Below are 25712 nucleotides of genomic sequence, written 5' to 3'. Positions count from 1 at the left end.
GAGTTCTGTAATTGGTTTGATCGCCGGTTAAACGGGAGGCGTTCAAAATGTTCCCGTTGACTTCACCCCCTTACAGGGATTATTCTTTTGCTCAGGTGCTCAACACACCTCTAGAAGCGGAAAGCTCCGCGCCCGATAGTCGTGGTTTTTTTACGCCCATAGTTTTTAATGGCCGGGTAGTGGGCAACGATAAAATACCGATGCGAATCGGGAAAGTTGCAAGCCGTCTTCTAGCGGTGTTGAAGTACCCGGTCGCCCTCTCAACAAGGGTTAAATTCAACAAATCTAGAAGGAGGCCAATCATGGCTGCTCAATCAAAAAGTACGTCCGCACGCCGTAAATCCAAATCAGTTTCACCCATCGCAACACCCGCCAACGTCTCACACATCGATCCAGAACGCAGGAAAGGCTATGCGCTCAGGGACTGGTATGAAGAGTTCTCAGACTTCCTAAGACCATTGCAGGACAATGAATTTGCATTGGTTCAGAAAACCGTACTCCTCATCCTCAAGAAACCTGAAAGGAAAAAGCCCGAGAAAAGCGAAGTGATCAAATTTTCTGCTAGAAAAAACAACCTGTAATGGAGGAAGTTTAACCATGAATAATTTAAGAGAATAATGGTGCAAATAACCTACATTAAACAGGTTGCATCCGCTGCGCTGGGTAGCATCGATGCCATATTAAGTCATTGGCTACCCGGTGGCAGGCGTGAAGGTGACGAATACCTGCCGCTGAACCCCAAAAGATCGGACAGTCAGCCGGGCTCGTTCTCGATCAATCTTCATACCGGCAAATGGTCAGACTTCGCCACCGGTGATAAAGGGCTTGATCTGGTCAGCCTGGTTGCTTATTTGGAAAGTGAATCACAATCTAAAGCAGCCGGGCGGCTGGCCGCATTTCTGGGGATTGAACCGGAACAAATCAACCCGCCAAAACGCGCCGGAAGCAATTCCAAATTATCCGGCAATAGTAAACCATCACTCAGTAAGAAAGAGTCGAACGCTACCACGGTTCCGCCGGATGGTAATGGTGACGGCTGGCAATGTGTAATGCCGGTGCCAAACGATGCACCTAAGCCACCGGCTGCACACCCAAGACACGGTAAACCAACAAAACGCTATCCCTATCATGATAAAGATGGTTGCATTAATTTTTATCATGACCGGTATGACAAACCGGAAGGTGAGAAAAAACAATTCTCACCGTTGACACTTTGGGAGAAAGACGGCAAGCATAAATGGCGGTTCACGGCACCACCAGGCTTACGCCCGCTCTATGGGTTGCCGGGATTGCTGCAATATCCTGATGCTGATTGCTGGTTTGTCGAAGGTGAGAAGGCAGCGGAAGCCCTGCAAAAGCTGCTGCCCGATCATCCGCTACTGTGCTGGCAAGGTGGAAGCCAGGCTGTAAGCAAATCCGATTATGCCCCGCTTGCCGGACGTGATTGCGTGATCTTCCCGGATAACGATCTGGCCGGTAAGAAAGCTGCCAATGATTTAATGAAGCAATTAACGGCTGCGGGTGCGCATTCGGTTCGGGTTTTGAATACTGAAGATTTGTCATTTAATCCGGAATGGATAGGGGAAGGCTCAAACCGTAAGCCGGTATTGGCAAAAGGTGAACCGTTGGCCATCGGTGATGATGCGGCTGATCTGGTTGAACGTGGCTTGGAAGCTTCGCATTTCAATCTGTTGCTGAATCGGGAAGATATTTTTATATCGTCTGATTCCGTTAATAAAAACCCCATCGGCCAGCCTGATGAACAGCAAGAGAAAATTCCTCAAAAAAGTTTCATGCTAGTTGATGATGCCGTTCTATACGTTGAACAAAACAAAGATGGAACGTATCGCCGCCGCAAGGTATGTGCACGGTTGGAAGTGCTGGCATTGGCGCGTGATGTCGATTCCAGGGAATGGGGTACGCTGGTACGTTTTTCCGATCCGGATAATAAAGTCAAGCGATTGGTTATCCCTGCCCGTTCGTTTAATGGCGATGGTTTGGATGCTTCAAGCCGCCTGTTATCCGAAGGATTGACCATTGCGCCCAAAGCCCGGCAATTAGTCATTGAATACTTGCAAACACAAGACACTGAGAAACGCGCCCGGACTACTAACCGTACCGGCTGGCATGGTGTCAATGATGATCTGGTTTTTGTATTGCCGGATGGTTCTATCGGTCAATCCGATGATGAGTGGTTATTCAGCGATAACCGCCCTGATTCCAATCTGTTCCGGCAGCGTGGCACACTGAAGCAATGGCGCGAACATGTAGCCGCCTTGTGCGTAGGGAATAGCCGTTTAACCTTCGCAGTATCGATTGCATTCGCTGCGCCGTTGCTGCATTTGATAGAGATGGAATCAGGTGGCTTTCATTACCGGGGTACCACATCGAGCGGCAAAACCAGTGCGTTATATGTGGCCGGTAGCGTGTGCGGTTCACCGGAGTATTTACAGCGGTGGCGGTCAACGGATAACGGACTGGAAAGCACTGCCCTATCCCACTGTGATGCAATTCTGACATTAGATGAATTGAAAATGATCGATGCCAGAATTGCCGGTGAGTCCGCCTACATGCTGGCCAATGGTCAGGCCAAGGTTAGGGCAAACCAGAATGGGGGCTCACGCAATACGGCCAAGTGGCGGTTGTTGTTTTTATCCGCAGGTGAATTGAGTTTAAGCCAGCATGTGGCGGAAGCAAACAAAAAAACACCCGCCGGGGCTGAGTTACGCATGGCCGATATTCCAGCCGATGCCGGGCAAGGTTTGGGTTGCTTTGAGAATCTGCACGGTTTCGATAACGGCCATGAATTCGCCAAAGCCTTGGGGCTGGCAGTTAATAAATATTATGGTACCGCTTTCCCTGCTTTCATTGAACAGGTGCTCAAGAATCGTGAATCCTTACGTGATTCTTTAGCTGATGCGCGATTGAAGTTTGAAAAAGCGACATTGACCAATGCAGCCAGCGGGCAAGCGCAGCGAGTAGCGGCACGGTTTGCCATTGCCGGTGCTGCGGGTGAATTAGCTACCGATTGGGGCATTACCGGATGGCAGCCAGGGGAAGCAATGCAGGCCGCCATCACCTGCTTTAAGGCATGGCTGCATGCATTCGGTGGTGAAGGCAACAAGGAAGAACGAACGATGATCGAACAGGTGCGGCATTTCCTGGAACTGCATGGGGAAGCCAGGTTTACTGATATAGGACGGGCGCCTGTAGATGATAATCATGCCCCTCGTACTTTGAATAAAGCGGGTTTCCGGGATAAGGATGCTGAGGGTAATCTTGAGTATTACTGCTATCCGGAGGTGTTCAAAGCGGAGATATGCAAGGGTGTTGATTATCGGGCGGTTGCGCGATTGCTGATTGGGTTGGGTTATATGAAGGGCGATGGTAAACACATGCAGCCGAAAGTTAATTTACCGGGTGAAGGTAGAAAGCGTATTTTTCACATACTCCCCACAATCTGGGGTGATGAAAATGATTGATTGGGGTGTGCTGATTGGGGCGGAAAATAACATTGAAAATGCAGCAATTCCCCCTAAAAGTAGGGCGCGCCCTACTGCTTTGGGTGTCGATTCTGAAAAAGTAGGGCAGCTACAAACCAATAGTCATAATGGTTCCAGCGATTCCGCCCCACTCGCCCCACCTGCCCCACTAAAAAATAAGGGGGTAGGACTAGAACAGGGAAATAATCCGCCCGTTGAAGGCGGGGCTTCAGATAATTATTGCGCCACGGAAACACATCCGGTGCATCCGATTGCGATATGCTTATTGCTTACCTGTTGTAATAAAGTTACAGCCAGCAAGGATGAGATTATGGAACAAATCATAAAGCTTCAAACCATGCCTCAATCCGAACAAGTCAGAACATGGGCGATGACCTGTCAGAAATACGGCATTGATCCATACAGAATTATTTATCCCTTCACTCAATCATCCAATAAGGGAATAAGCTGCCAAGGATGTAAACACATCAGCATGGAAAAAATCCTTACCGATAAACGTCCGGTATTCCGGTTTGTTTGTGGCCAGCATCATCCTATGCTTGAGGCTTTCTATGTTGGAGAACGTGTACTGATTGCACCGGAATCATGCACTGACTACCTGCCCACTGCTGGTACTGGGGCGGGTTAATTCTCTACAGCTTCTTGTTTCCAGTACCGCGCCTAGACATCACTCGCAAAAAATAGAATTAAAGGTAGGGGGGAGTTGAATCTCTATAGCTTTTAGCTTCCAGACCGTTCGCCTATTTATCTGTGCATAACCGCGTAATTTATAGGGGGGGATGCAAAAGTCTAAGGCTAATGACTTATAGACCGTTCGCTTAATCAGATTTTTATGTGCGGGAGTTTTGAAGGGGGGGTATACCTACAGAGTGATTAAAAACTATGCAGAGAAACTGCCTAAAAACCGGGCAGCGATTAAAAAAATGTGGTAAGAAATGTAGTAACTTTTTAATCGTGAAAAATAAACTATTTTAATTACAATATATTATTGATCGAGTGTGAATGACGCCTTCCCAAAAATACTACCACCAACACTCATAAATACCGAAAAACATAAATAAATAATAAGTTTATTGGTTTTTTGTTATCTATAGCCAACCCTGTGAAATGTGAGTGACAAGATATTAACTGCGGCGAAAACTGAAGAAAGGCATGAATCAAGGATAAAAAAACTTGATTGTTTGGCAAATCTTCCAGTAGTAAGTAATTGAATAAAAACCCGTTCGGAATCGAAGAATCTTACTTATGTTTTCTATCGCACAGATGGTCTTTAAATTACTAGGCATTATTAAACTGCACTTTTATGTGTGACTTTAAATATAATGTAAATTTTGGAGATATTGATATGAAAACATTCAATTTATTATTGATGATTACTGTGGGATTAATTTTTTCTTCACCTATAATGTCTGCTGTTGAACAGGACGCAGATTTTCAACCTGAAAAAAATCGAGAAATAGGAAATGTAAAAGAAAGGATACAGATTTTGGAAGGACGTCTAAATTGCATGCAAAAAACAAATGACTTTGAATCTTTGAAAACTTGCAATCAAGCAGCAGATCAGAAGCTAGATGCTTTAGAAAATAAAATTAATGCACAAGAACGTAAGATGAAACAAGCTGATAATAAAACCAAACAGCTTGATAATAAAGCTCCCGATAACAAACAACCAAATAACAAGAAACCGGATACTAATAACAAGCCTAATTGATTTGTAACAACAATTGAAAACTGGCCAGCTCTAATGCAGGCTTTTTCATTCTACTTGGTAAAAGCTTCTGAAATCTTGCACTGAATTGCTCAATGTAAAAAACTGACTTGCTGAAATAAAGCACCCCGCCGCAAGCAGCGGGGTATTAACTGCGCTCTACAATCTGCTGGTTTTCAACCAGCTTTCGCCCCAAGGGGGCGGGGAATTAAACCCGCAGAGATTAAAAATGCTCTATTACTTATTGGAGGATTGTCAACGCAAATATAATTGAATCGTTATAAAACATGTTTCGTTCTTAGTCTCATCAGTTTGCCAGTTATCTAAGCCATGTTAGCTGGTGCCTGACTCATACCAGTGCGCACCTTTTGGCATTCAAAAGTCATGCGTACTGGTTTTTTATTATGGGTTATCTGTAACGCAGAAAATTATCAGTAAGGTAACTGGAGAACTCCAATGAGTCCCCCTGGTTGCTTTGATAAAGTATAGATATTTACGCACGCCTTCATAAAGTGAAATATTCTTATTAACTACTTTAGAAATCATTTTTAGAGAGGCACACACATTTCAAGATGGGAGTAGCATTTACTTCATGAAATCTTATATTAATATTAATCAATATCTTAATAAGAAAAAATGAATCCAAGATTCACCCTACCTAACGGATTTTATCACTTCCCTATACTTATTGTGTGATGCCATACAGATAGCTTTCTTCTTTACCTTCATAACTCTGTTTCATTCAATAACTAAACGGAGATGAATATGAGCTATATAGATAAAGATGAATTTGGTATGTATAAAAATACAAATTCTGGTGGACCAGGGCCCCAATTGATGGGTGCGAATACTCTACTCGGCAATGACGTTTATAATTTGCAAGATGAAGACTTGGGTGATGCATTCAAACAGGCTGTGTTGCGGCAGCTCTCTTTTCAGCTCCCGGATCAAGATGCCTGCAATCGTTCTCAAGCGCTTCAAAGCACGCCTGGCCTTGGCCCTTTTCTTCACATTCCGGTAGTGTCGGATGTCCAGACGCAGTGTTTCGAATAACGCCGTTACAGCACTTTGGATGAGTATGAATTAGAATTGATGTCACTCCTTGATATATGCTATCATTGATTTCACATAATAAGGAGTGAAGTCAAATGTCTGTTGTTACTGTTCGCAATTTGCCCGAAGAAACGCATCGCGCGCTTAAGCTGCGTGCTGCTCAGCATGGACGTAGCACCGAAGCTGAAATCCGGGAAATTCTGGAAGATGCAGTGCGTCCTAGGACGCGTGTCAGAATCGGATCTGAACTCGCTGCTTTTGGGCAATCCTTTGAGGGGCTTGATTTTAATGACACTCGTGATCAGACGCCGACTGATCCAGCAGTTTTCGAATGATCGTTCTGGATACGAATGTCATATCCGAGCCAATGAAACCCAACGGCAATCCCGCCGTTCAAGCTTGGCTTGATCGGCAAACAGCCGAGACACTGTATCTGACAGCAACAAGCCTTTCCGAATTGCTTGTCGGCATTGAAATCCTTCCAGATGGAAAGCGTAAAGAAGGACTTGATGCCGCATTAAGGAAACTGATGGAGAGGCTGTTTGGGGGGCGCATACTATCATTCGATCAACAGGCTGCGATAGCATATGCGCCCATAGTAGGTCGAGCTAGGACTAATGGTCGCCTCATCTCTGTGGCAGACGGTCAGATTGCCGCAATCGCGATCGTACATGGATTCACCATAGCGACGCGAGATACTGCGCCTTTTGTCGCTTCCGGAGTGCCCGTCATCAATCCTTGGGAAGAATGATCTTAGGTATTTTGTGTTAATGGTAGTTATTAAAGGAACATCGTTATGCGAGAATGAAATAAGATGCGGAATTGACTGTGCCAAATTTGTGCCAAACTACTCTGTAAGTGTCACCGTTTGTGGTTGTGTGAGACAGTTTTTATGCTTGGCAAGCATTGTAAGTGATTGATTTATATGTAACTGAAATTTGTAAATAAGTTTTGTAATCAGAAGATCCCGAGTTCGATTCTTGGTGTCGGCACCATAAAAAACAAGTAGTTACAAAAAAGAGTAAATTAAATTGTCTCGGAATTTGCTCTTTTATTTTCATTTGAATATTCCCTTAATCGTTTCTTTGAATTTCAATGAACAACCCCGCCGCAAGCAGCGGGGTATCAGAAGAGAGCGAGTTGTCTGTCTTCGTATAACTGCTGATAGACATCTCCGTGCTTTTTAACGTAATCTCTTATTGTGTCCTCATCGCCATGACGGCCAACTGTACTGACGAAATAACCATCAGTCCAGAATTCCCCGCCCCACAACTGTTTCTTCACATGAGGACATAAGCGAAATACCTCCCGCGCCGTGATACTCTTGATCAGTGTCACCAGTTTTGTCCCACTGTATGCGGGAACCGACTGCACCAGAAAATGCACATGATCCTTATCTGTACCAATCTCCATGAATTTCAACTGGTAACGCCGTTCGAGATCTAAACAGACATCCCGCAACACCCCGTCCACAGCTTCATCAAATACGGCGCGGCGATATTTCGCCGGAAACACCAGATGATAAAGCAGCACTGTTTCATTATGGCTCTTATGTATATATTCGCTCACGCAAATATATTACGCCCCAAGGGGCGGGGAATAAATCCCGGAGAGATTTAAATTTAATTCATTGGTTTTAGTTCTGTCTGTAGCAGGTGAACTAGGGGGGGTGTACCAGTTGCACTACCTTTTTCCCTGTCCCTGCACTCGGGGGGTATCTGGCACATTAGGCTATAAGTGAATTTGGTAAAGGTTGCTTTGCTGAGAGTTTTCGATGAAACGGTGAAATTTGGTGAGAAAACCTTTATCAATTAAAACTTTGACTCTTTCGATAATGGTTTTGCGTGATAGTCCGCAACATTCAGCGAGGCGGTTCACGCTCGGATAGCATTGACCTTTCTCGTCAGTGAATGAGCATAACCACATGAATAATACTTGTGATTGAGCATCTAGCTTTTTCAGCTCGTTCTTGTTGGGTACGGTGATGAAGTTGCCTTTTTCGTATCTCATTTTAGCAACCTTTCAGCAATATCTCTGATCACATTCACCGTTACAGCATTGCCACAGCACTGGTAGCGTTGTGAATCACTAATACCGTAAGTCCAACCGTCGGGAAATCCTTGCAACCTTTCGCATTCGATTGGGGTTAAGCGTCGAATCGCATTTACGTGATTAGAGACCTTTGCACGGTTACTATGCGGCACGATAATTGCGTTAAAAATTTGCGAAAAATGCTCATTTACCTCGTGTAAACTCCGCTTTTTCGCAAATTTTTGCCTTATTCTCGTACCGCTCATGACACCGTGCAAAGGTCTCGATTATTGTGTTCGTAAGAATTTTTTGTGAGTGTTGGTGCAATAAACTTCTTCCCACCGTTATTGTAGCTATGTGCTTTTTGCTGAATAAACGGCTGTCTGTTTCCACCCTGCATGGTGTTTAGTGTTGGACTTATGCCGTCTGCACCATACACTCGGTCGTTTGAGTGGTTGGGTTGGTTAAGCTGATTGATTTCTTGTGCATTGAATTTACTTTCAGTGATGTACGTTCCGTTGGCTTGCCCCCCGTAATAACGGGCGGTAAGGGTGTTTGTACATTGTCTTGATAGCTCATCAGGCGATTCGCTATCGTATCCGAAAGGAAATACTTGGGGTCGGGGTGTTCCTCTAAGATGTCCGATAATGAACACCCATTCACGGTTTTGGGGTACTCTGTGATTTTTGCTGTTAAGCACTTGCCACTGGCAGTCATACCCCAACTCATCAAGCGTGGTGATGATGGTTCTAAAGGTCTTTCCTTGGTCGTGTGAGGTCTGCTGATTTTCAAGGAGTCCAAAGTTTCATAAAATGGAGACACGAAATGGAGGATGAAGATGGAATTACCCCGCACACAATATAGTCAGGAATTTCGGAAGGAATCAGTTAAGTTTTTCAAAGAAAGCGGATTGACTCTGGTTGAAGCAGCAAAACGTCTGTCGTTACCCCGGGGGACACTAAAAAACTGGGTTTATGCTCACAAACGAGGAGAACTCGCTGCAGTAGGCAAGTATCAGAAGCCGCTGACTGAACTTGAGTTAGAAGCTATCCAGAGTTAAGCGGGAATTAGCAGAAGTGAAGATAGAGCGTGATTTTATAAAAAAGTGTGCTGTAGATTCAACCGGTCATTGCAACACTGCTGAAATTTTCTGTAATGGGAATAAGAAATTCAATGTTTTTCTGGGACGTTCATTTAGCTCTTTTGCGATCAGTTCGAGTTGCTTCTGAGTATAAACCGATAGATTGGTTTTTTTCGGCAGATATTGCCTGAGTGTGTTGCGCTAATTCCATCTCTCGATCCCAGGTTAATGATTTTTGTGTCCCACATATTAGGTCACCTTCCCAGTGCCCTGGGATCATTCGATCGTTCATCTCTGGCGGGCGATCATGAATGGATACGGCATCAATAATACCGCCTCGTGAATTACCTTTGGTATTTAAATATTTAGATTGGCGCATCACCCGTTGAGTTCTGAGCTGTCGAAGCAGCTCTTTTTAAAGCGCCGCGAGCTTGTATAAACAGCGTTTTATAGATGGTTTCATGCGAAATATGCATAGCAGCTGATTTAGGGTACCTCTGTTTCAGCCAACCCGAAATTTGTTCAGGCGACCACTTGCTCGCAAGCTTATCTGAAACGATATTTCGTAAATGTATCTTGTCAGCAAGCTTACAAGATTTCGGTCGTTTAGCTCTATTCCAGGCTTGTCTATCCGCTGAAACCGCACGGTATTTCGACAGGCCGCTATTACGATTGATTTCACGTAATTGAGATCTCTGGCGATGGCTCTAAGCGATAAGTTGGCAGCGATGCCGCGTGATATTTCTTCACGCTCCTTTAAAGACAAATTCCTGGTAGAACGTTTGGGCGTTGATGGCTTTATCCCGCCTGATTTTTGTAAATAACAAAAAACCGAACCAGCATGCTTATTCAGTTGACGACCCATTTCACTTAACGATTTTCCTTGTGACCAAAGATGCCACATCGTTTCCTGTTGAGTATAGGTAGAATTTCGTTTTGATGGTTGATAATTCATGGGCTTAATCCAAAAAGTAAACTATATAATTTAGATGTTGCTTTCACCCATTGAATCTACAACTGACAGCAATCATAAACAACCGGTATTTGAGAACAAGCTGAATCGACAATTTGATGTTGCAGCCCCGAATCAAGTCTATGTTGGCGACATAACCTACATTTGGACCCAGGAAGGCTGGCTGTATCTGGCTGTCGTCATCGATTTGTTTTCCAGGAAGGTATAGTTGGTTGGAGCATGAATTCAAGAATGAAAGCGAGACTGGTTTATGATGCATTGAGAATGGCTATCTGGCAACGCCAGCCACAAGCAGGACTGATAGTACATTCGGATCGCGGATCGCAATATGCCAGTAAAGAATACCGGCGGCTTCTGGAAATACATGGCTTTATAGGTAGTATGAGCCGTATTGGTGATTGTTACGACAATGCTGTAGCAGAAAGCTTTTTCGGCAGCCTCAAGCAGGAGCGAGTCCACTGGCGCCACTATCAAACCCGCTATGCAGCACAGCAAAATGTACTTTAGTATATTTCCATGTTTTATAACAGCTATCGACTGCATTCATACTTGGGATACAAAAGTCCGAATCAATATGAGGTAGAAACACAAAAAATCAAAAAAGTCGCTTAACTGGAGTGTCCGGTTTTACTTGACCAGGTGGGGGTAGATATACCCGGGGTATGAGGTGCCAGGAAAAAATGTCACAAAACGTAAGAATTTCAGGATTGTTTCAGTATGCAAAAAAATGCTGTAATTGTGAATGTATAAACGCCCCAGATATATTTTTTATTAACTCAGAATTTTATGGAGATTTTGTTAGGGCATAATAATATATATCAGGCTTCATGATTTGATGTATCAATATCGATCTATGAGATGAGGGTATACATAATCCTGAATCTCATTCAGAAATGTTAAATCCATATCATCAGATTTTATATAGTCTTGTAAAAGTTTTAGCAATCCATTTCTTCGTTGTTTAGGACTATTATTAATCATGTGTTTTAATGTAAATTCTGCTTTTCTTACACTTCCATGTTTACGATAAGTATCTTCTATAAGATAGGAAATATCATTCTCTTGAGAATATAATCCCAACGCTCCTCTCCACCAATCAGTATTTACTAAATCTGATAAATCAATATTTCTATTTGTTTTAAGTTCTACCGAAGCTAAATGCTCTTGAAATCGGAAATGCCCAAAAGAATATTTGGATGTAATATGGTCAAGAATAATAACATTGCAAGGATTTATTAATTCTTCCAAACATTCTGCTAACAATTCGTTTGTATAAATATCAGAGAGACTTAATTGAAGACCTATAAACATTTGATCTTTAGTTAAAGACCTAAGTCCTTTAGTATGCATAAAATACGCAATTTTCATGGCGCACTTTCTAAGTAATTCACCTGTATTTTTTTGTCTTTCTATATTCTTATGTAAATCATATTCCCCTGTTAACAAACGAAGTCGCTCAGAATATATTTCATTTTCAGTTGATGGTGCATTAACCCCTTTTTCCACGAGAGAGCAAGTTATTGTTGCAAGCAAAGGAGTTTTGATATGTTCGAATAATTCACGATTTTTTATCGACTGAATCAAATGCTCTGCTTTATTACTATCTTTGAGCCAACCTCGAATAAATCTATTTAATTGGTCTTTGGTAAATGGAAGAAGTGTAATACCCAGAAAATCTATCTCATTTAAGTAACTGACACAATCTCTACTCGAAACAATAAGTTGCGTTTTTGGGTGGTTAATTTTAAATTGAGATATTGCTATGATTATGTTCGGAATAGTATTGTAAACTTCGTCAAGCCCATCAAGAATGAGAGTGGAATTATCAGAAACGACTTTTTTCGCTCTCTCTATATTCTCTGGAGTAGATGATAAACCTTTACTCAAAAGAATTAGTCTGATTAAGAGATTGTTTTTTAATAATTCTTGTTCGCAAGATTTATTCATTAATAGCTTAAACTCATCAACCAATTTATTGAGCGCAATGTAAATTATATTTTTATTATTTTTTTCTGATGCTATTAAAGTCGCATAAGCTTTTAATGTTGTTGATTTCCCTACGCCTGCCCCACCATAAACAGCAAAATCATGACCGGTAAGAAATATTTCATGAGGCGAAATTGAAACTCTATCTTGATCAGTTTGAATCATTTTTAATAAAAAGTTATTTTTTAAGAACGAATCATCTTTATCTAATCTTGCTAAGAGTGATAAGGTTTGCTGTGTTTCGTGCAAAAAATTCTTAAGCTCGGGAAGTTTCAGTTTGTTTTCATTGATCAGCTCTATATCTTGAATATACTGTTTTTTTAAAAATTTTATTTTTTCAATTATCTCTTGTGAATTTATCTTTACCGTATAACATGGATGTTCAATGAAACGTAATTTTTTATTTGCTAACTGTGACTTCAATTTTTTCCTTTCCGTTATCCACGATAATAGTTTATTAGTTTCTGAATAGAAAGGATTTTTTATTGCAATCTCCTGAAAATTTAGTTTTTTTATTATCTCCTGCTTATCGTCAAATGATATCTTTTTAAGATAGGCAACAATATCTTCTCTTTCCGAAAGCTCTTTACTTGAAAGATTTTGCCTTGCCAGTGTTGTTTGATCATTCAAACTCGTGGTTAAAGCCTGAATCCCCTCGTTTATAAGCTTTGAATGAAGTGTTATTTTTTCATCCAAGCTTTCACATAATTTCCGAGTTTGTTGATTTTTTTTAGAATCATAATTTATTTTTTTTATTTTAAATTTTTCTTCAATCTCACTAGTATTTTCCTTAATTAAATTAATATTGTGTTTTTCATATACTTCATTGCACTCTCGCTTAAATAAATCCCAACTTTCTTCCTTAACGTCCAGATTATCGTCCTTTGATTCAATATCAATATGTAACAATAAGTTGCTGTCGAGAGAACCCACAAAGAAACTTAAATCACAATAATATTCATTAAATTGAGAAGCATTTTTACTTTTTAGAGCAGAAAGAAGCTCTTTATTTAAATTTAAATCACCATTTAAAGTCAGTTTATCTTCAAAATTTGTCAGCAAATCAAGTAGGTCGGGCTTATAGATTTTTATGTCCGAAATGATTTGGGGGCCGTCATAAAATAAAATTTTTAAAGGCATAGTTTGGAGCTGTGAATTTATTTCATCTAATAATCTATTGGATATTTGTTCTGGACAAGCTAGATATACTTGATTTGGAGTTAATTTATGTCCAGTCAAATCAATTAGTTCGCCTGTACAACATTGTCTTAGTTGATGAATTAGCTGTGATAACTTAGCTGCTGTTTTTGTGTTTTGGATTGATGAAACACGTTTAGATTGCACATATACTACAAACATTTCTTTATTTGGTGGAATTCTTCTTTGAGCGATTAAGTCTCTACCTCGTTCAAATGGGCCTCCATTGAAGTCAACCCTTTCATAACCCATAGATTCAAACAATGGTTTCAATATATCTTTCGTAAATTTATCTTCCTGCAATTCACACAGCGCTTTAATATATTGTTTATTTAAAGATTCCATTTAGTCCTCTTAGGTATTAAGCTGCTTCCTAGAATTAGTGTATTAAGAGCGTTCGATTAACTCTTTAATATGCATTAAGTAGTTTGAATATTTAAAGAACCGCCTTTTAAAGATTATAAGTGGTTATCAATTATCGTTACCTAATTTTCCTCTCGTCCATCAACAGCTTTGCATACCATCGAATAACTTGCTTAATCTTAGCATCAGCAATCCAACTCTTCTGAACCACAACTCTCGCAAGCTGTTGCCTGAGATAAACCGTACCCTCTTCATTCACCTCAAAATCCCGTTTACGCCACTTCTGAGTTTGTATCCATCCAATCAACTGTTCATCCAAAGTTGGACGTAACAATTCGATTAAATCCCAAGCCAAACTTGCTCGCCCATCCAAATGCACATGCAAGGCACCTGCTGCCGGATCATAACCATCAAATACCAATGCCCGCTCAATACGTCCAGCTAAAATTGTGTATCCGTAATTAAGCATTGCATTGACCGGATGAACCGCTTTTCGCCCTGATCCCGTAAGCGGTGAAGTTCGATTGGAGAATGCTCGCCAATGCTCCGGAAAATCCTTATAGTGAGCTAATTCAAAATTCCATTGATTCCAATACAATTGAGCCGCTCGCCCTTCAGCCAGACGAAGCATTTCCAAGCTATTCATCTGCGATATGTCATTTAATATCCTACGATAAAGCAGCGTTAATTCAGGTTTTACCCGCACAGCCTCATTTAGTTTTTCGACGACGATGCTACGAGCAATCAAAAATGAATTAACCGAATATTGTGCTCGTCTCTGAAAAGGACGATGGGGAGGAGTAGCAGGAATCAAATTCAAGCACAGATCTCCGACCAAATCCAACGTATAAAGTGCTACATTCTGTTGTGCTAGCCACTCAATGGCGTCTAACGTGATATATCCTGCATAACCCACGATTATAATAGCTTTGATACCATGCACTCCTCGAGCAAGTCTACGGGCCGTATCTTCTACAGTCGATGCCGTTGTGCCCGGGTTTATCGCGAGCTCATCTCGTTCCACTGTAAGGCGAGCACCATGTCCCGCCAGAGTTAGCACTGTTTTTTCGTCGATTTGACTATGCCAATAACCTTCAGCATTTCTTAATGCTTCGCCTATGCTTTCAGGGATGTCAGATTCTTCTGGAATTATTTTTCGTTTCTTTAATGCCGGTTTGAATTTGGTAGGTGCACTTGATTGTGAGGTAACCTGTAATGGATAACTTATATCAAGCCTGTTATCAAGCCACAAATGATAAAGTTCGTGGAATCGACTACGACTATATCCATCCGGATACTGTAAAAAATAATCTCGCCATGCTTTGCGCAATGATCCGCCATTTTCTAATTGGAGCTTGACTTCTTCAAAGTTGGGCAATACTCGAACTGGTCGAGAAATTGTCTTTTCTCGATAGAGTAGTAGCTGAAGTTCGTCATCGGTTAATTGGGTTGGCCATGTTTGACCTGAAGCTACAAATTTCTTAGAGAGATAACATACCGATACGTGCCCGATTCCCAAGGTACGTCCGATGATTCGATGTGGCAATTTTTCTTCGAATTTGAGTCGAAGTAATTCTCGAACTTTTTCTATTGGTAACTGTGTATATGCCATAAATTGTCCGTTTAATTTTTCGGCCAAATAATAGGTTGCATAGCGGAATTAGACATACACTTAATGACTAACTGCTGAATTGCTTGCGTCGTCATATTGTTTAACGTTTTTCCATAATGATGAATCAATACAGCCCACGCAAGAATAGATCGTTGTCGGCGATAGCGGGCATCCTCTGACAAAGAAGTCCCAGTTAAATCTAGAAAATCAGTATCAACTAACACATCAAAAACTTGGTGGCAGTTGTATATCCACACCAATTTTTCACCTATTGCGCTATTAATTGAATTGATGTTGTTATAAAGATCCATCAAAGAATCTGTTTGTGTTTGTCTAATAGCTTCACTTACTTTGACTGGGGTTAAAAACTGAGTTAACTCAGCAAGCTCAGGATTATCAGAAGCTCTTTTTGTGCGCTGCTTTTCGTTATCAACCATCTCTCGCGGAATTTCAGATAAATATCTACACAATAATATTTCACCTACAGGTTTATTATGAGCAAAAAGGTAGCGTCCGGCATTCGCCAGATTAATACGTTTACCTTTGCTGCTTTCAAGTATGAGTCGCACATTTTCGATACAAACTTCATCCCATAGTTGCTCAATTCCCAGGCCTCGTCCTTTTCCCCGAATATGAGGTTTTGGAAGTAGGTTATTTCGCCTCCAATATTTCAATTGGTCATGAGATACGTTCAATCTAAATTTATGAATGGCTTTTAAAAGTTCAGGGGTAGTTAATTCATTCATTTTTGTATTTTACAATCGTGCATAAGTAAGTTCAACGCATCTTTCTTTGCATGAATGTAAGTTGTTGATTAAATTGACTTGTTTATTAATTGACATGCTATTATTATTGCATTGTAAAAGATTTTCTTTTGGTTTCTGATCTTTTTCAATTAATTGATTTTTTCAATATTTAAGAGGAATTACAATCATGCATAACTCAATAAATAAACGATTACGTAAGAAAGCCATTAGGAGTAAAAAACCAGGACGTCCTCGTAAATTACTAATACAGCTCTCACCTGCATATCGCAAGCGTCTTAAATCAGGAAAAGCAAAAGGATTGTCTCGATCGCAAGCTTATGGTCATCCTCTGCAAAAAGAGGCTTCAGCACTGGCAGTTCGTGAATCAAAACCATTTTTACCGCAATTAACTACATTAACCAAAAGTTATAAGGTCGCAGAACGTATGAAGAGCGGAGATTCCATGACGCATGCCGCAAAGATTGAGGGAGTGAGCACTTCAACACTCAAGCGCTGGATGTCCAAATTAGGATTTATCCAATATGACGCTAATACTAAGCGCTATCTTGCAGCTGATACGCTTTCTACATTGGAAGTCTATGTTAAGCCAAGTGAGTTAAAACGAATAATTGTGGATAAAGCTTCAGCATCTTTGCTTGCTCAATATTTAAATGCAGTGATGAAAGCTCTTAAAAACAATGATGGGAAACTGCTAGATAAATATTCACGCATGTTAATACATGACGTAAATGGTGTTTCTTATCGTTTAGTTACTGATTTAGATACGCTGATTGTTCTTGAGCGAGAACGCAAACGCCGAATCACTGAAAGCCAAAAGGAACCCGGACGGCAACACCGAATTTCAGAAAGAGTGGAATTGGGTGGCAATCTGGCTTTCTCCGCATGAGCCGCAATAAAGTCAAGCGCGGGTGGCCGGATACAGCTTGCTGTGAAACCTGCGGAGAATATTTCTGGATAGTGCTGAGAAGGCTTTCCAAAGATCAATTTCGATGTCACAACTGTGACAACGTTCAACATCCGCGTGGTGAGTGTAGTACCTGCAAAGGCGAAAACTTACCGTTGGAAGGCCACCATGTCGAGATGCGTCGTAATAATGAAAATTGGATTGTCGATGTTTGTTTGAATTGCCATGCTGAATTGACAGAACGGCAATTGAATTGGGATATAAATCGGTACTCAACCCGCGATCTTGGGTTGAGGGATATGCGTGAAATTGGTGAACGAAGGAGAAAATGGCATGAAAAAAACAAATTTAACTTTAGAACCGAAAGTATTGACTCAAATTCTGAGAGCTTATCCCGAGCAGATAGATAAACTTAAAAAATCAAAGGCATACCCTGAAGAGAAAAAGCCATCCAAATCTTTGTCGCCACGTGCACAATATTTGCGAGAAACGCACTCTGCAATCGCTGAGAAATTTAAACCGTATTCAGATTTTGTATTCGTATTTGATTGCGAAACCACCGCAGACGTCAAGAATGAATTGCGTTTCGGTTTCGCATCCGTGTTTGGACTTGAAAAATCGCATCAGGTAAATCTGTGGGAATCTGGCCAGTTGACCCGTGAAGCTTTGGATAAACCGCATCGCTACTATTGCTTTTATAATCCTGAATGCTTACTGCCAGAAGAACTCACATTTCTGGATTCATGGGTAAGGAAATTTAATCAAGACAAAACCGATGATCAACCCACAATGATGCTGTTGCCGGTGCAATCGTTCATCAAGCAGGAGTTTTACTTTTGGGTTCATGAAAAACGCGCTTTATGTGTCGGTCATAATTTGCCATTCGACCTTTCAAGACTTGCGACGGCTTGGGGACCTGGTGGAAAAGATTATGCCAATGGCTTTAAACTGGTTTTGTGCGACTGTATCGCACAATGGAAAGTAAACAACCCGAAGAAACGAAAAAATTTACAGCCCGATGATTGTCAGTTTCATCCTTATCTTCGCGTCCGAAAGTTAGGATCGAAAAAAGCAAAGTTTGCTTTCCGCATTGTTCGCCAGAACATTACAAATGCTGCCAAACCTTACGCAGGAGAATTTCTGGACACAGCCACATTAGGCCGTGCTTTGTTAGGTCCAGGCGATCTAACATTGCAGGGCCTTTGCCGCCGTGCTGGCGTGCCTGATTCAGAATGCAAATTCGATGCAGAGAATCTGCATGGAAAAGCGCTTTGTGATCAATACATAAACTATGCCTTTCAGGATGTCCGTGCCACATTTAGTTTATATCGGCGATTACGTGATTTATACCGGCAACATGATTTAACTACCCCGATGTCACGCATTTATTCTGAAGCATCTTTGGGCAAAGCTTATTTTAAAGCCATGGGAGTACCTTATTTCCAAAAACAACATCCGGATACGGATCCTTGCTTCTATGGCATAGCCAGCCAAGCTTATTACGGTGGACGTTCGGAAGTAATGATTCGCTTACAACCAATGGAATGCCTGATGGTGGATTTTACTTCTCAATATCCATCAGTCAATGCACTGATGGAGAATCAATCTTTATTGTTAGCGGAAAAAATAGAACGACGCAATAATACTGCCTGGGTTAAGGAGTTTTTAAATAACCTTTCACCAGAAACTTTACTATCTCCTACCACTTGGCCGAAGCTTCGCTCAATGGTGAAATTGATTCCGCGAGGTGATATTTTACCGGTAAGGGCATGCTTTGCAGCACGGGCTGAATCGAGCAATATATCTGTTACACCGGTCTTTGGTAATGATGCCGTTTGGTACACGCTGGCTGATGTATGTACTGCGGTAATTATGAATCCCAACAATATTCCTGAAATAGAAGAGGCTTATGAGCTTATACCGCATGGAACTGTACAAACTCAACCTAAAAGTATATTTGGTAATGAAAATTATTCTATTGATTTGCAGAAAGATGATTTATTTAAAACAATCATAGAAATGCGGCAGGATATTAAAGCCAAAATAAAATCTCTAAAGAAACAAGTTACAGAATTAAATCCCAGTAAACAAGAAATTGAAAAACTGGAATCAATGGAACAGGGATTAAAATTTCTTGCAAATTCAACCAGCTATGGCGTACTGGCTGAATTTATTGAGGAAGATCCTTATATAACGCCGCGTTCAATAAATCTTCATATCGGTCAAGGGTTATCACGTCCGTGTAAAACTAAGCAATTTGAAACGCCTGGAAAACATTATGCAGGTGAAGTTGCAAGTTTCATTACGGGGGGCGGAAGACTATTGTTTGCCTTGATCGAACGCTTAGGAAAAGATCGGGGTATAGCTCATGCATTAGGCGATACGGATTCAATGGTATTTGTGAAACCGGAAGGCATGGATAGAGATGTGTTTAATCAACATATTCAAGAAATAACTGAGGTTGTTAATTGTTTATCTCCTTATCGAGAAGGCATTCCACTGCTAAAAATTGAAGACGTTAATTATATCGATGATGAACTGGAAGCTTTGTATATTTTGGCAGTATCCAGCAAGCGTTATGCCTTGTATAACAAGCGCTGGAAAGATGATACTGGGCAATGGCACTAAGGCATTCGACTTCGCAAATGCACCAATCACGGGCTTGGCAGTTATATCAATCCACCAGAATATCATTCCAAGCTTCCGGTGCCTTATGCAAAAGATAATGAGCCGATCTACACCGCTCGCTGGATCGATGATTTATGGACAGTGGCGATACGCCGAGCGGAAGCAAGCCCATTACAAGCTGATACTGAAATGATTATTGAGGAGGAAATATACATCTTACTGGGTGATACGCCAGCTATTTCCAAAGAAACGGTTTCTACATGGGAAGTATTTGAACAAATTAAAGACATTCCGGATATTCGTCCGTTCTCTTTCTTTGTTACATTGCCCGGCATCGAGCAATGGATGGTTGATGAGAGAATACGCCAAAGTGGTAAATCACTACATGTGAATCCTGAACTATTGGAAGTCGGCTATTACGCACCGTTTTCCACTAATATCAATGGAATCATGGCAAATCTCACGCGCAAGGATAACCATGAGCAAACACCTCAGGCATTAACCGCAACTTTAGCCGAAAAGGCGTTGCATTACTTTGCTCACGCAGAAAATAAAGCTTATCCCCCTAATGGCATTGGCCAGCTTCACAAGCAGCCTGTAATAGTTGAAAAACTTGCCTATTGTGGAAAAGAAACCCAAACGCTTTATAGTTCTATTGAGGATGGAGAATCAAGCGGTATCACGTTAATAGGTGAGAGGGGGCCTCAAATTTTTAATATTGAGCCTCCTGAAGGTTTGACAACTTGGTTGGATCGGCCTTTGAAAACGTTGTTACAACTGGGATTAACCCGGCAAGAAATTTGTAAGGAGTTTGATATCAGTGATAAAACATTGAGTAACTATATAGCAGGTCAACCAGTGGGTTTTGCTAAGGCGGAGCATTACATCAAATTGTTTCAACGTATTTTACGAGATCGAAATGTATCTACTCCCGATGATTTTATCCGATTAACTCAGCAAGTTAGTTCTGCTGCCGATGATTTAAAGATGCTGATCGAACAGGGGCGGACGGTTCCCAAGTTGGCTCACGAACTTGGAAAAAGTGCTAGGCAGATTTATCGGTGGTTACGTGGTAGTAACTGTAATGTGAAAATTCGATGGAAAATTAAAGCATTGTTGGTGGAATGAGTGCAAACCGAAACGATAGATATATCGTTGTTTCTTGCTTTTTGACAATATTTTGGTAAAAGATACTTTTCCATTTGTCAAAATAATTTCCATGAGCAAATACTGTTATGATCTTCAGCGTTTTATTAGAAAGTTAAAAGCTAGCAAGCTTGACAGTTAAATCTATTGAATTTAACAACAAAAATATGGAAGATATGCGAAGACTATATAATCACTTGTATTCTTTAAGAGAAGACATGAACACAGAATCATTTTCAAAACGTCATGGCTATCATCAACTATCACAAACTTTCCAGGGCCACTTCACTGAAATTATAACAAAAACAAAACCCCGTACGGAATAAAGATACTTCTCATACCATTTGATAAGTGACACCAGTTTTATGAAAATCACTAAGATAAAAATAGAAAACTTTAAATCAATCAAGGAAATTGAGTTTATTTTAAAAAAGTACGGAAATAGTCACACTGTAATGCTTGTTGGTGTTAATGAGTCCGGTAAAAGTAACATTCTTGAAGCAATGTCTTATTTATCTACTCCAAATGGAGAGTTTGACTTTAATGCAATTCATAACCAAAAAGATGAAACCAGCGATTCTATTGATATTTGGTTCTCGCTAGAATTTGAACAAAAGCAAACATATGTTGATGCGGTAGTAGAAGTTACTGAGAACGGGGATCTTTTGGATTTTGAGTTAGAAAATATTATCAAAAATGTTTATTTACAGAAAGGAGAAAGTACTTTCTCTGAATATTTTTCATTTGATATAAAGAAGCTAGCTAAAAAAATATTTATTAAGAAAACTCAGAAAAGCTTAGCAAACACAAAAGGTCAAATTGTAACGACCGATGTGTTTATTCTCTCTAAAACGAATGATGCAGAAAAATCTTATGTAGAGCTAACCCCGGAAATTTTTAAAAAATACTTTTCTTCGAAAATAGCAGAGGTTATTAGCAAACACGAACCTTATGTCTCTTTATGGCGACCATCTGAGAAGTACTTGGTATCCGAAGTTGATTTAAATTCCTTTAAAGCAAATATAAACTCTAATATTCCGTTGAAGCATATATTTTATATTGCCGGATTTAACTGCACAGATAGTATTAAGTCAGAAATTAACAAAATATCCAATACGTCATTAAGAAGAAAGTTGGCAGGGACTTTAAGTGAAAGGGCAACAATATACATAAAGAAAATATGGAAACACGATATTCTGATAGATATAGAAATTACTGAAAATGGATCGTGTATTGTTTCTATTCGTGATGGTGGTAAAGCAAATGAGCATAATTATCACGAGATGTCCGTTAGAAGCGAGGGGTTCAAGCAATTTATGTCATTGATTCTTTCTCTTTCAATTGAAACAAGGACGTCAGAAAGTAAAAATAATTTGATTCTAATTGATGAGCCGGAAGCTCACCTACACCCATCAGGAATACGTGATCTTAGAAATGAATTACTTGCTATTGGAGAAAACAACTATCTATTTGTTTCAACACATTCTCCTTTTTTAGTGGATAGAAAAGATAAAGCAAGAAATGTCATTATTCGAAAAAACAAATCAGCCTTAACTGAAAAAAAAGAGCTTGACCAATACACTAGCATTGTTGATGACGAAGTTCTCAGAGAGGCGTTTGGTATAGAAGTTTATAAAGATTTACTGAATCCTCACAGCATTCTTGTAGAAGGAGCTTCTGATAAAGAAATCTTGAAAAAAGCATTTACAATTAAAGGCGTGGACAATTATAGTGTTACAAACGGACACGGCAGCAATATTGACACTCTTGCTTCAAAATTAAATGATACGGACATTTCTCTATTAGTTATTCTTGATGATGACGAAAATGGAAAGAAATTTAAAGAAAATATTATAAAAATTGGTGGTTCTTACTCTACAGATAATGTTGTTACCTTACGAGACCTTGTTGGAGGTTTAATCCATGGCGCTACAATTGAAGACGTGCTAGGTGTAAATTTTATGGAAAATAAGGTTCGTGAAATTTATAACAAAACTTTTACGAATGAAGAATGTGGCATCTCTTTGAATACCGCCTCTCCTTTTATGATTCAAGTACGTAAATATCTATATCAGAATAAAAAAACTAATATAGTAATCAATCGATTCTTGGTGGAGTTAAAAACAAAAGTGTCAGATGACTTTGAGCCAGCCAAATCATCTTTTGCAGCCAATTTCCCTTTATTAGATTCTTTAGTAGATGCGATACAAACTAAATTAAACTAGTTGATGAGCAGACAATAATCTAGAAGGGAAAATCCAATAAGCATAATTCCTCACCCAAAATCAACTTTCTATTATCAATCAATAAGAATCTGTTTAAGTTTTCTTACCTAATTTCGTCATACTAATTTTTTTTTCAATTAATATGATTTTTAAAACTTGGCAATTACAAATTGTGACATTTTTTCCTGGCACTACTACCCCTGGGTATATCTACCCCCCTTACTTGACCAGGTCATTCGGTGTCGGTTGAATTTTACGTTGATATATAGGTTCCGCATCACTTCTTAATGCCTTTCGAACCGTTTGACGTGATCGGCTCAGACTATTTGCAATCGCACTGATGCTTTCTTTGCTTATGAAATGTCGGCGCCTGATTTCGGCTATGTGTTCCATTGTTATCACTCCAGGGTACTCCGACTAAATGTCGGATTTTCTCATCCATAGAGTGGAAACTTTTCAATGTTGATTTCACCCTTTCTCTGGTAATTTTTGCATGTTGATTAACAGCCCAAAGTGTTGCAGCTTCAATTTCATCCGAAAAACGATCTCGTCGGGTTTGTTTCTTCTTGCCGCATATTCCAGGTCAGAAAAGCTTGATTGCATCGCTCTATTCCATTTTTATCTATAGCCATGTATTTTTATCAAACCTCTGCAACTCTATTCGATGTGATCGAATAGATCAGTGTTGCCCTAACAATGTGAAAGTCCTTCAATCCCTCTAATGGGGTTTTAATTCATCTAGAAAATCCATATCGTCCGATTGAAGGGTGAAGTTTCATTTATAAATGATAATGAGAATTGTTTGTAATTGAATAAATTATCAGGTACTATACCAATGCTTGTTTCATTTTTGACTCCTACTTGCGTGAAAATAAGCCCTCACGCACCCCTAACCCAGCACATCATCTTCTCTTCCTTATAGGTGTGCTGGGTTTTTTTATAGCTCTGACGTTATACTGGTCAATCGATTACAACTTTCAGACGCCCTAAGATTAATTGCAAGTTGGTTCGATGTCGCCTTGGGCAGTGGCGGTTACAGTTGTTGATATACCTATCGTAGTACTGCTGACTCGGTAAATAGTTATGTTTATCAATTTCTCAATTGCTAATGGGACAAGGCAATCCACATGGTAAAAATAACACTTTTAATTAATATCTTACCTAATATCATCATTTATCAAGTCAATCACTTACAGTCTTGTTCTCGGCATACACTCTGCCATCTCCCTCAAATCACACCCAATACCGATTCGATGCTAATATGCCACGAATACGTTTGCGTTTGCCGTAACAACTGCATTGCCGTTTGCTACCAAAAAAACTTTTATCCACTTCCACTCTACCTAAGAACTTGTTTTTAAGGACTGCCTGGTAACGATAAATTACTGCCTGAAAATGCCATATCGATAGTTAATCGTGTTACGATTTTTACTTAATAACAGGATTGTTTTGCTGGCAGGAACATCACTGCAGAAACAATGAATTATTTTTACGATGTAATAATCACTTAATTTACCGCTTCTTAAAATTTTTCTAAACCAGCAGATTGTATCTGTCAGTCTAAAGCCTTTCAAAATAAAACAATGTCCGGTACATACGAATTTTGATCAGACCAACAAAATAAAATCAGGAGCTTGCATGAACACACCACGAATCAAAGAATTTCTTATTAATTTGCAACACAGCATCGTTAACGGGCTGGAACAGGTGGACGGTAAAATGTTCAAACAGGATCAGTGGGATCGCCCGGAAGGCGGTGGTGGCATGAGTAGTGTCATTGAAGAAGGAAATGTATTAGAACGTGGTGGCGTCAATTTTTCCCATGTCTATGGAGCCGGATTACCTGCCTCAGCTACCGCTGCTCGTCCCGAATTAGCAGGTCGTTCGTTTGAAGCGATGGGTGTGTCACTGGTGTTGCACCCGCGCAATCCTTATGCGCCAACCGTGCATATGAATGTACGCTACTTCGAAGCACGTAAGGATGGCGCTGAGCCCGTTTGGTGGTTTGGCGGTGGTATGGATTTGACACCTTATTATGGGTATGAAGAAGATGCGATTCATTTTCATCAGACTTGCAAGCAGGCATTGCAACCTTTTGGTGATGATTATTATCCACGCTTTAAAAAATGGTGCGATGAGTATTTTTATTTGAAGCATCGTAAAGAGCCGCGTGGTATCGGCGGTGTATTCTTCGATGATTTGAATCAACCTGACTTTGATTCCTGCTTTAAACTTATGCGCAATGTGAGTGAAAACTTCCTCAACGCCTATCGTCCCATACTGGAGAAACGCAAAGATACACCCTACGGCGAAAATGAGCGGGATTTTCAGGCTTATCGCCGCGGGCGTTATGTGGAATTTAATCTGGTGTGGGATCGTGGAACTTTATTTGGTTTGCAAACGGGCGGCCGTACTGAATCCATTCTGATGTCTTTGCCCCCGATTGTGAAATGGCGCTATGACTGGAGGCCGATGGCAAGCAGCGCTGAGGAGAAATTATATACGGATTTTCTGATCGGTAAGAATTGGGTGTAA

General features: G+C 40.4%; 19 protein-coding genes and 5 pseudogenes. 14 read left to right on the top strand and 10 right to left on the bottom strand.

The window, feature by feature from the left end; translation table 11 throughout:
* Positions 1 to 47: 47 nt before the first annotated feature.
* From CPG39_RS13270 to CPG39_RS13255, 4 genes are all read left to right on the top strand, one after another.
* Positions 48 to 581, top strand: coding sequence for a hypothetical protein (locus CPG39_RS13270; protein WP_096294037.1), 534 nt, complete (start codon positions 48 to 50; stop codon positions 579 to 581).
* 36 nt (positions 582 to 617) lie between these two features.
* The gene (locus CPG39_RS13265) at positions 618 to 3482 is read left to right on the top strand and encodes a DUF927 domain-containing protein (protein WP_096294036.1); all 2865 of its coding nucleotides are present in this window, start codon (positions 618 to 620) and stop codon (positions 3480 to 3482) included.
* Entirely contained in the window at positions 3475 to 4131 is a 657-nt protein-coding gene (locus CPG39_RS13260; RefSeq protein WP_096294035.1) for a hypothetical protein, read from the top strand. Before CPG39_RS13265 ends, CPG39_RS13260 begins: the two co-directional genes overlap by 8 nt.
* 717 nt (positions 4132 to 4848) lie before the next feature.
* Positions 4849 to 5214: a hypothetical protein gene (locus CPG39_RS13255; protein ID WP_096294034.1), complete on the top strand. Its 366-nt coding sequence runs from the start codon at positions 4849 to 4851 to the stop codon at positions 5212 to 5214.
* 876 nt (positions 5215 to 6090) lie between these two features.
* Here the strand turns inward: CPG39_RS13255 and CPG39_RS15060 are convergent.
* A pseudogene (locus tag CPG39_RS15060) lies at positions 6091 to 6258 on the bottom strand (IS5/IS1182 family transposase); the annotation flags it as partial.
* A 101-nt stretch (positions 6259 to 6359) separates the two neighbouring features.
* Between CPG39_RS15060 and CPG39_RS13240 the strand changes: the two are divergent.
* Together CPG39_RS13240 and CPG39_RS13235 are read left to right on the top strand one after the other, a co-directional pair.
* Positions 6360 to 6599, top strand: a complete 240-nt coding sequence (locus CPG39_RS13240) for a FitA-like ribbon-helix-helix domain-containing protein (protein WP_096294033.1) — start codon at positions 6360 to 6362, stop codon at positions 6597 to 6599.
* Positions 6596 to 7015 (top strand): type II toxin-antitoxin system VapC family toxin, encoded by a 420-nt coding sequence (locus CPG39_RS13235; protein WP_096294032.1) that lies wholly within the window; start codon positions 6596 to 6598, stop codon positions 7013 to 7015. Before CPG39_RS13240 ends, CPG39_RS13235 begins: the two co-directional genes overlap by 4 nt.
* A 374-nt stretch (positions 7016 to 7389) precedes the next feature.
* Here CPG39_RS13235 and tnpA read toward each other — a convergent pair whose 3' ends face one another.
* From tnpA to CPG39_RS15045, 4 genes and pseudogenes are all read right to left on the bottom strand, one after another.
* Complete coding sequence (gene tnpA / locus CPG39_RS13230; protein WP_096294031.1) at positions 7390 to 7833, bottom strand: IS200/IS605 family transposase; 444 nt, start codon at positions 7831 to 7833, stop codon at positions 7390 to 7392.
* A gap of 162 nt (positions 7834 to 7995) precedes the next feature.
* A complete protein-coding gene (locus CPG39_RS15055; protein ID WP_419866151.1) occupies positions 7996 to 8190 on the bottom strand; it encodes a helix-turn-helix domain-containing protein in 195 nt (64 codons plus the stop codon).
* 80 nt (positions 8191 to 8270) lie between these two features.
* Complete coding sequence (locus CPG39_RS15050; RefSeq protein ID WP_096294029.1) at positions 8271 to 8561, bottom strand: DNA cytosine methyltransferase; 291 nt, start codon at positions 8559 to 8561, stop codon at positions 8271 to 8273.
* Positions 8558 to 9097, bottom strand: a pseudogene (locus tag CPG39_RS15045) (DNA cytosine methyltransferase); the annotation flags it as partial. The pseudogene CPG39_RS15045 and the gene CPG39_RS15050, both read right to left, overlap by 4 nt.
* 36 nt (positions 9098 to 9133) lie before the next feature.
* On the opposite strand from CPG39_RS15045, the gene CPG39_RS13210 reads away from it, so the two are divergent.
* On the top strand, positions 9134 to 9355 hold the full coding sequence (locus tag CPG39_RS13210) for a transposase (protein ID WP_172424128.1): 222 nt from the start codon (positions 9134 to 9136) through the stop codon (positions 9353 to 9355).
* Between the two features lie 58 nt (positions 9356 to 9413).
* Here CPG39_RS13210 and CPG39_RS13205 read toward each other — a convergent pair.
* Positions 9414 to 10331 (bottom strand): annotated as a pseudogene (locus CPG39_RS13205) (IS30 family transposase).
* Positions 10332 to 10389: 58 nt separating this feature from the next.
* Between CPG39_RS13205 and CPG39_RS13200 the strand changes: the two are divergent.
* Positions 10390 to 10961, top strand: a pseudogene (locus CPG39_RS13200) (IS3 family transposase); the annotation flags it as partial.
* 228 nt (positions 10962 to 11189) lie between these two features.
* On the opposite strand, the gene CPG39_RS13195 reads toward CPG39_RS13200, so the two are convergent.
* The 3 genes from CPG39_RS13195 to CPG39_RS13185 form a co-directional block, all read right to left on the bottom strand.
* Positions 11190 to 13877, bottom strand: a complete 2688-nt coding sequence (locus CPG39_RS13195; RefSeq protein WP_096294026.1) for an NACHT domain-containing protein — start codon at positions 13875 to 13877, stop codon at positions 11190 to 11192.
* A 136-nt stretch (positions 13878 to 14013) separates the two neighbouring features.
* The gene (gene cas1, locus CPG39_RS13190) at positions 14014 to 15507 is read right to left on the bottom strand and encodes a CRISPR-associated endonuclease Cas1 (RefSeq protein WP_145956249.1); all 1494 of its coding nucleotides are present in this window, start codon (positions 15505 to 15507) and stop codon (positions 14014 to 14016) included.
* An 11-nt stretch (positions 15508 to 15518) separates the two neighbouring features.
* Entirely contained in the window at positions 15519 to 16253 is a 735-nt protein-coding gene (locus tag CPG39_RS13185; RefSeq protein ID WP_096294024.1) for a hypothetical protein, read from the bottom strand.
* A gap of 187 nt (positions 16254 to 16440) precedes the next feature.
* Between CPG39_RS13185 and CPG39_RS13180 the strand changes: the two genes are divergently transcribed.
* From CPG39_RS13180 to CPG39_RS13165, 5 genes are all read left to right on the top strand, one after another.
* Positions 16441 to 17160 (top strand): hypothetical protein, encoded by a 720-nt coding sequence (locus CPG39_RS13180; protein ID WP_096294023.1) that lies wholly within the window; start codon positions 16441 to 16443, stop codon positions 17158 to 17160.
* On the top strand, positions 17157 to 17588 hold the full coding sequence (locus CPG39_RS14550) for a hypothetical protein (protein ID WP_172424127.1): 432 nt from the start codon (positions 17157 to 17159) through the stop codon (positions 17586 to 17588). Before CPG39_RS13180 ends, CPG39_RS14550 begins: the two co-directional genes overlap by 4 nt.
* Positions 17512 to 19806 carry a hypothetical protein gene (locus tag CPG39_RS13175; RefSeq protein WP_096294022.1) on the top strand — a complete coding sequence of 765 codons (2295 nt, stop codon included), beginning with the start codon at positions 17512 to 17514 and terminating at the stop codon, positions 19804 to 19806. Before CPG39_RS14550 ends, CPG39_RS13175 begins: the two co-directional genes overlap by 77 nt.
* Positions 19807 to 19884: 78 nt before the next feature.
* Positions 19885 to 20934, top strand: a complete 1050-nt coding sequence (locus tag CPG39_RS13170) for a hypothetical protein (RefSeq protein WP_096294021.1) — start codon at positions 19885 to 19887, stop codon at positions 20932 to 20934.
* A 383-nt stretch (positions 20935 to 21317) separates the two neighbouring features.
* Complete coding sequence (locus CPG39_RS13165; RefSeq protein WP_096294020.1) at positions 21318 to 23177, top strand: ATP-dependent nuclease; 1860 nt, start codon at positions 21318 to 21320, stop codon at positions 23175 to 23177.
* 1203 nt (positions 23178 to 24380) lie between these two features.
* Here the strand turns inward: CPG39_RS13165 and CPG39_RS14820 are convergent.
* Positions 24381 to 24706, bottom strand: a pseudogene (locus tag CPG39_RS14820) (IS1595 family transposase); the annotation flags it as partial.
* 109 nt (positions 24707 to 24815) lie between these two features.
* Here CPG39_RS14820 and hemF point away from each other — a divergent pair.
* On the top strand, positions 24816 to 25712 hold the full coding sequence (gene hemF, locus CPG39_RS13160; protein ID WP_096294019.1) for an oxygen-dependent coproporphyrinogen oxidase: 897 nt from the start codon (positions 24816 to 24818) through the stop codon (positions 25710 to 25712).

Source organism: Nitrosomonas ureae, assembly GCF_900206265.1.
Lineage (GTDB): Bacteria > Pseudomonadota > Gammaproteobacteria > Burkholderiales > Nitrosomonadaceae > Nitrosomonas > Nitrosomonas ureae_C.
Note: the sequence above shows the minus strand (reverse complement) of the source record. Positions and strands in the feature narration are given on the sequence as shown.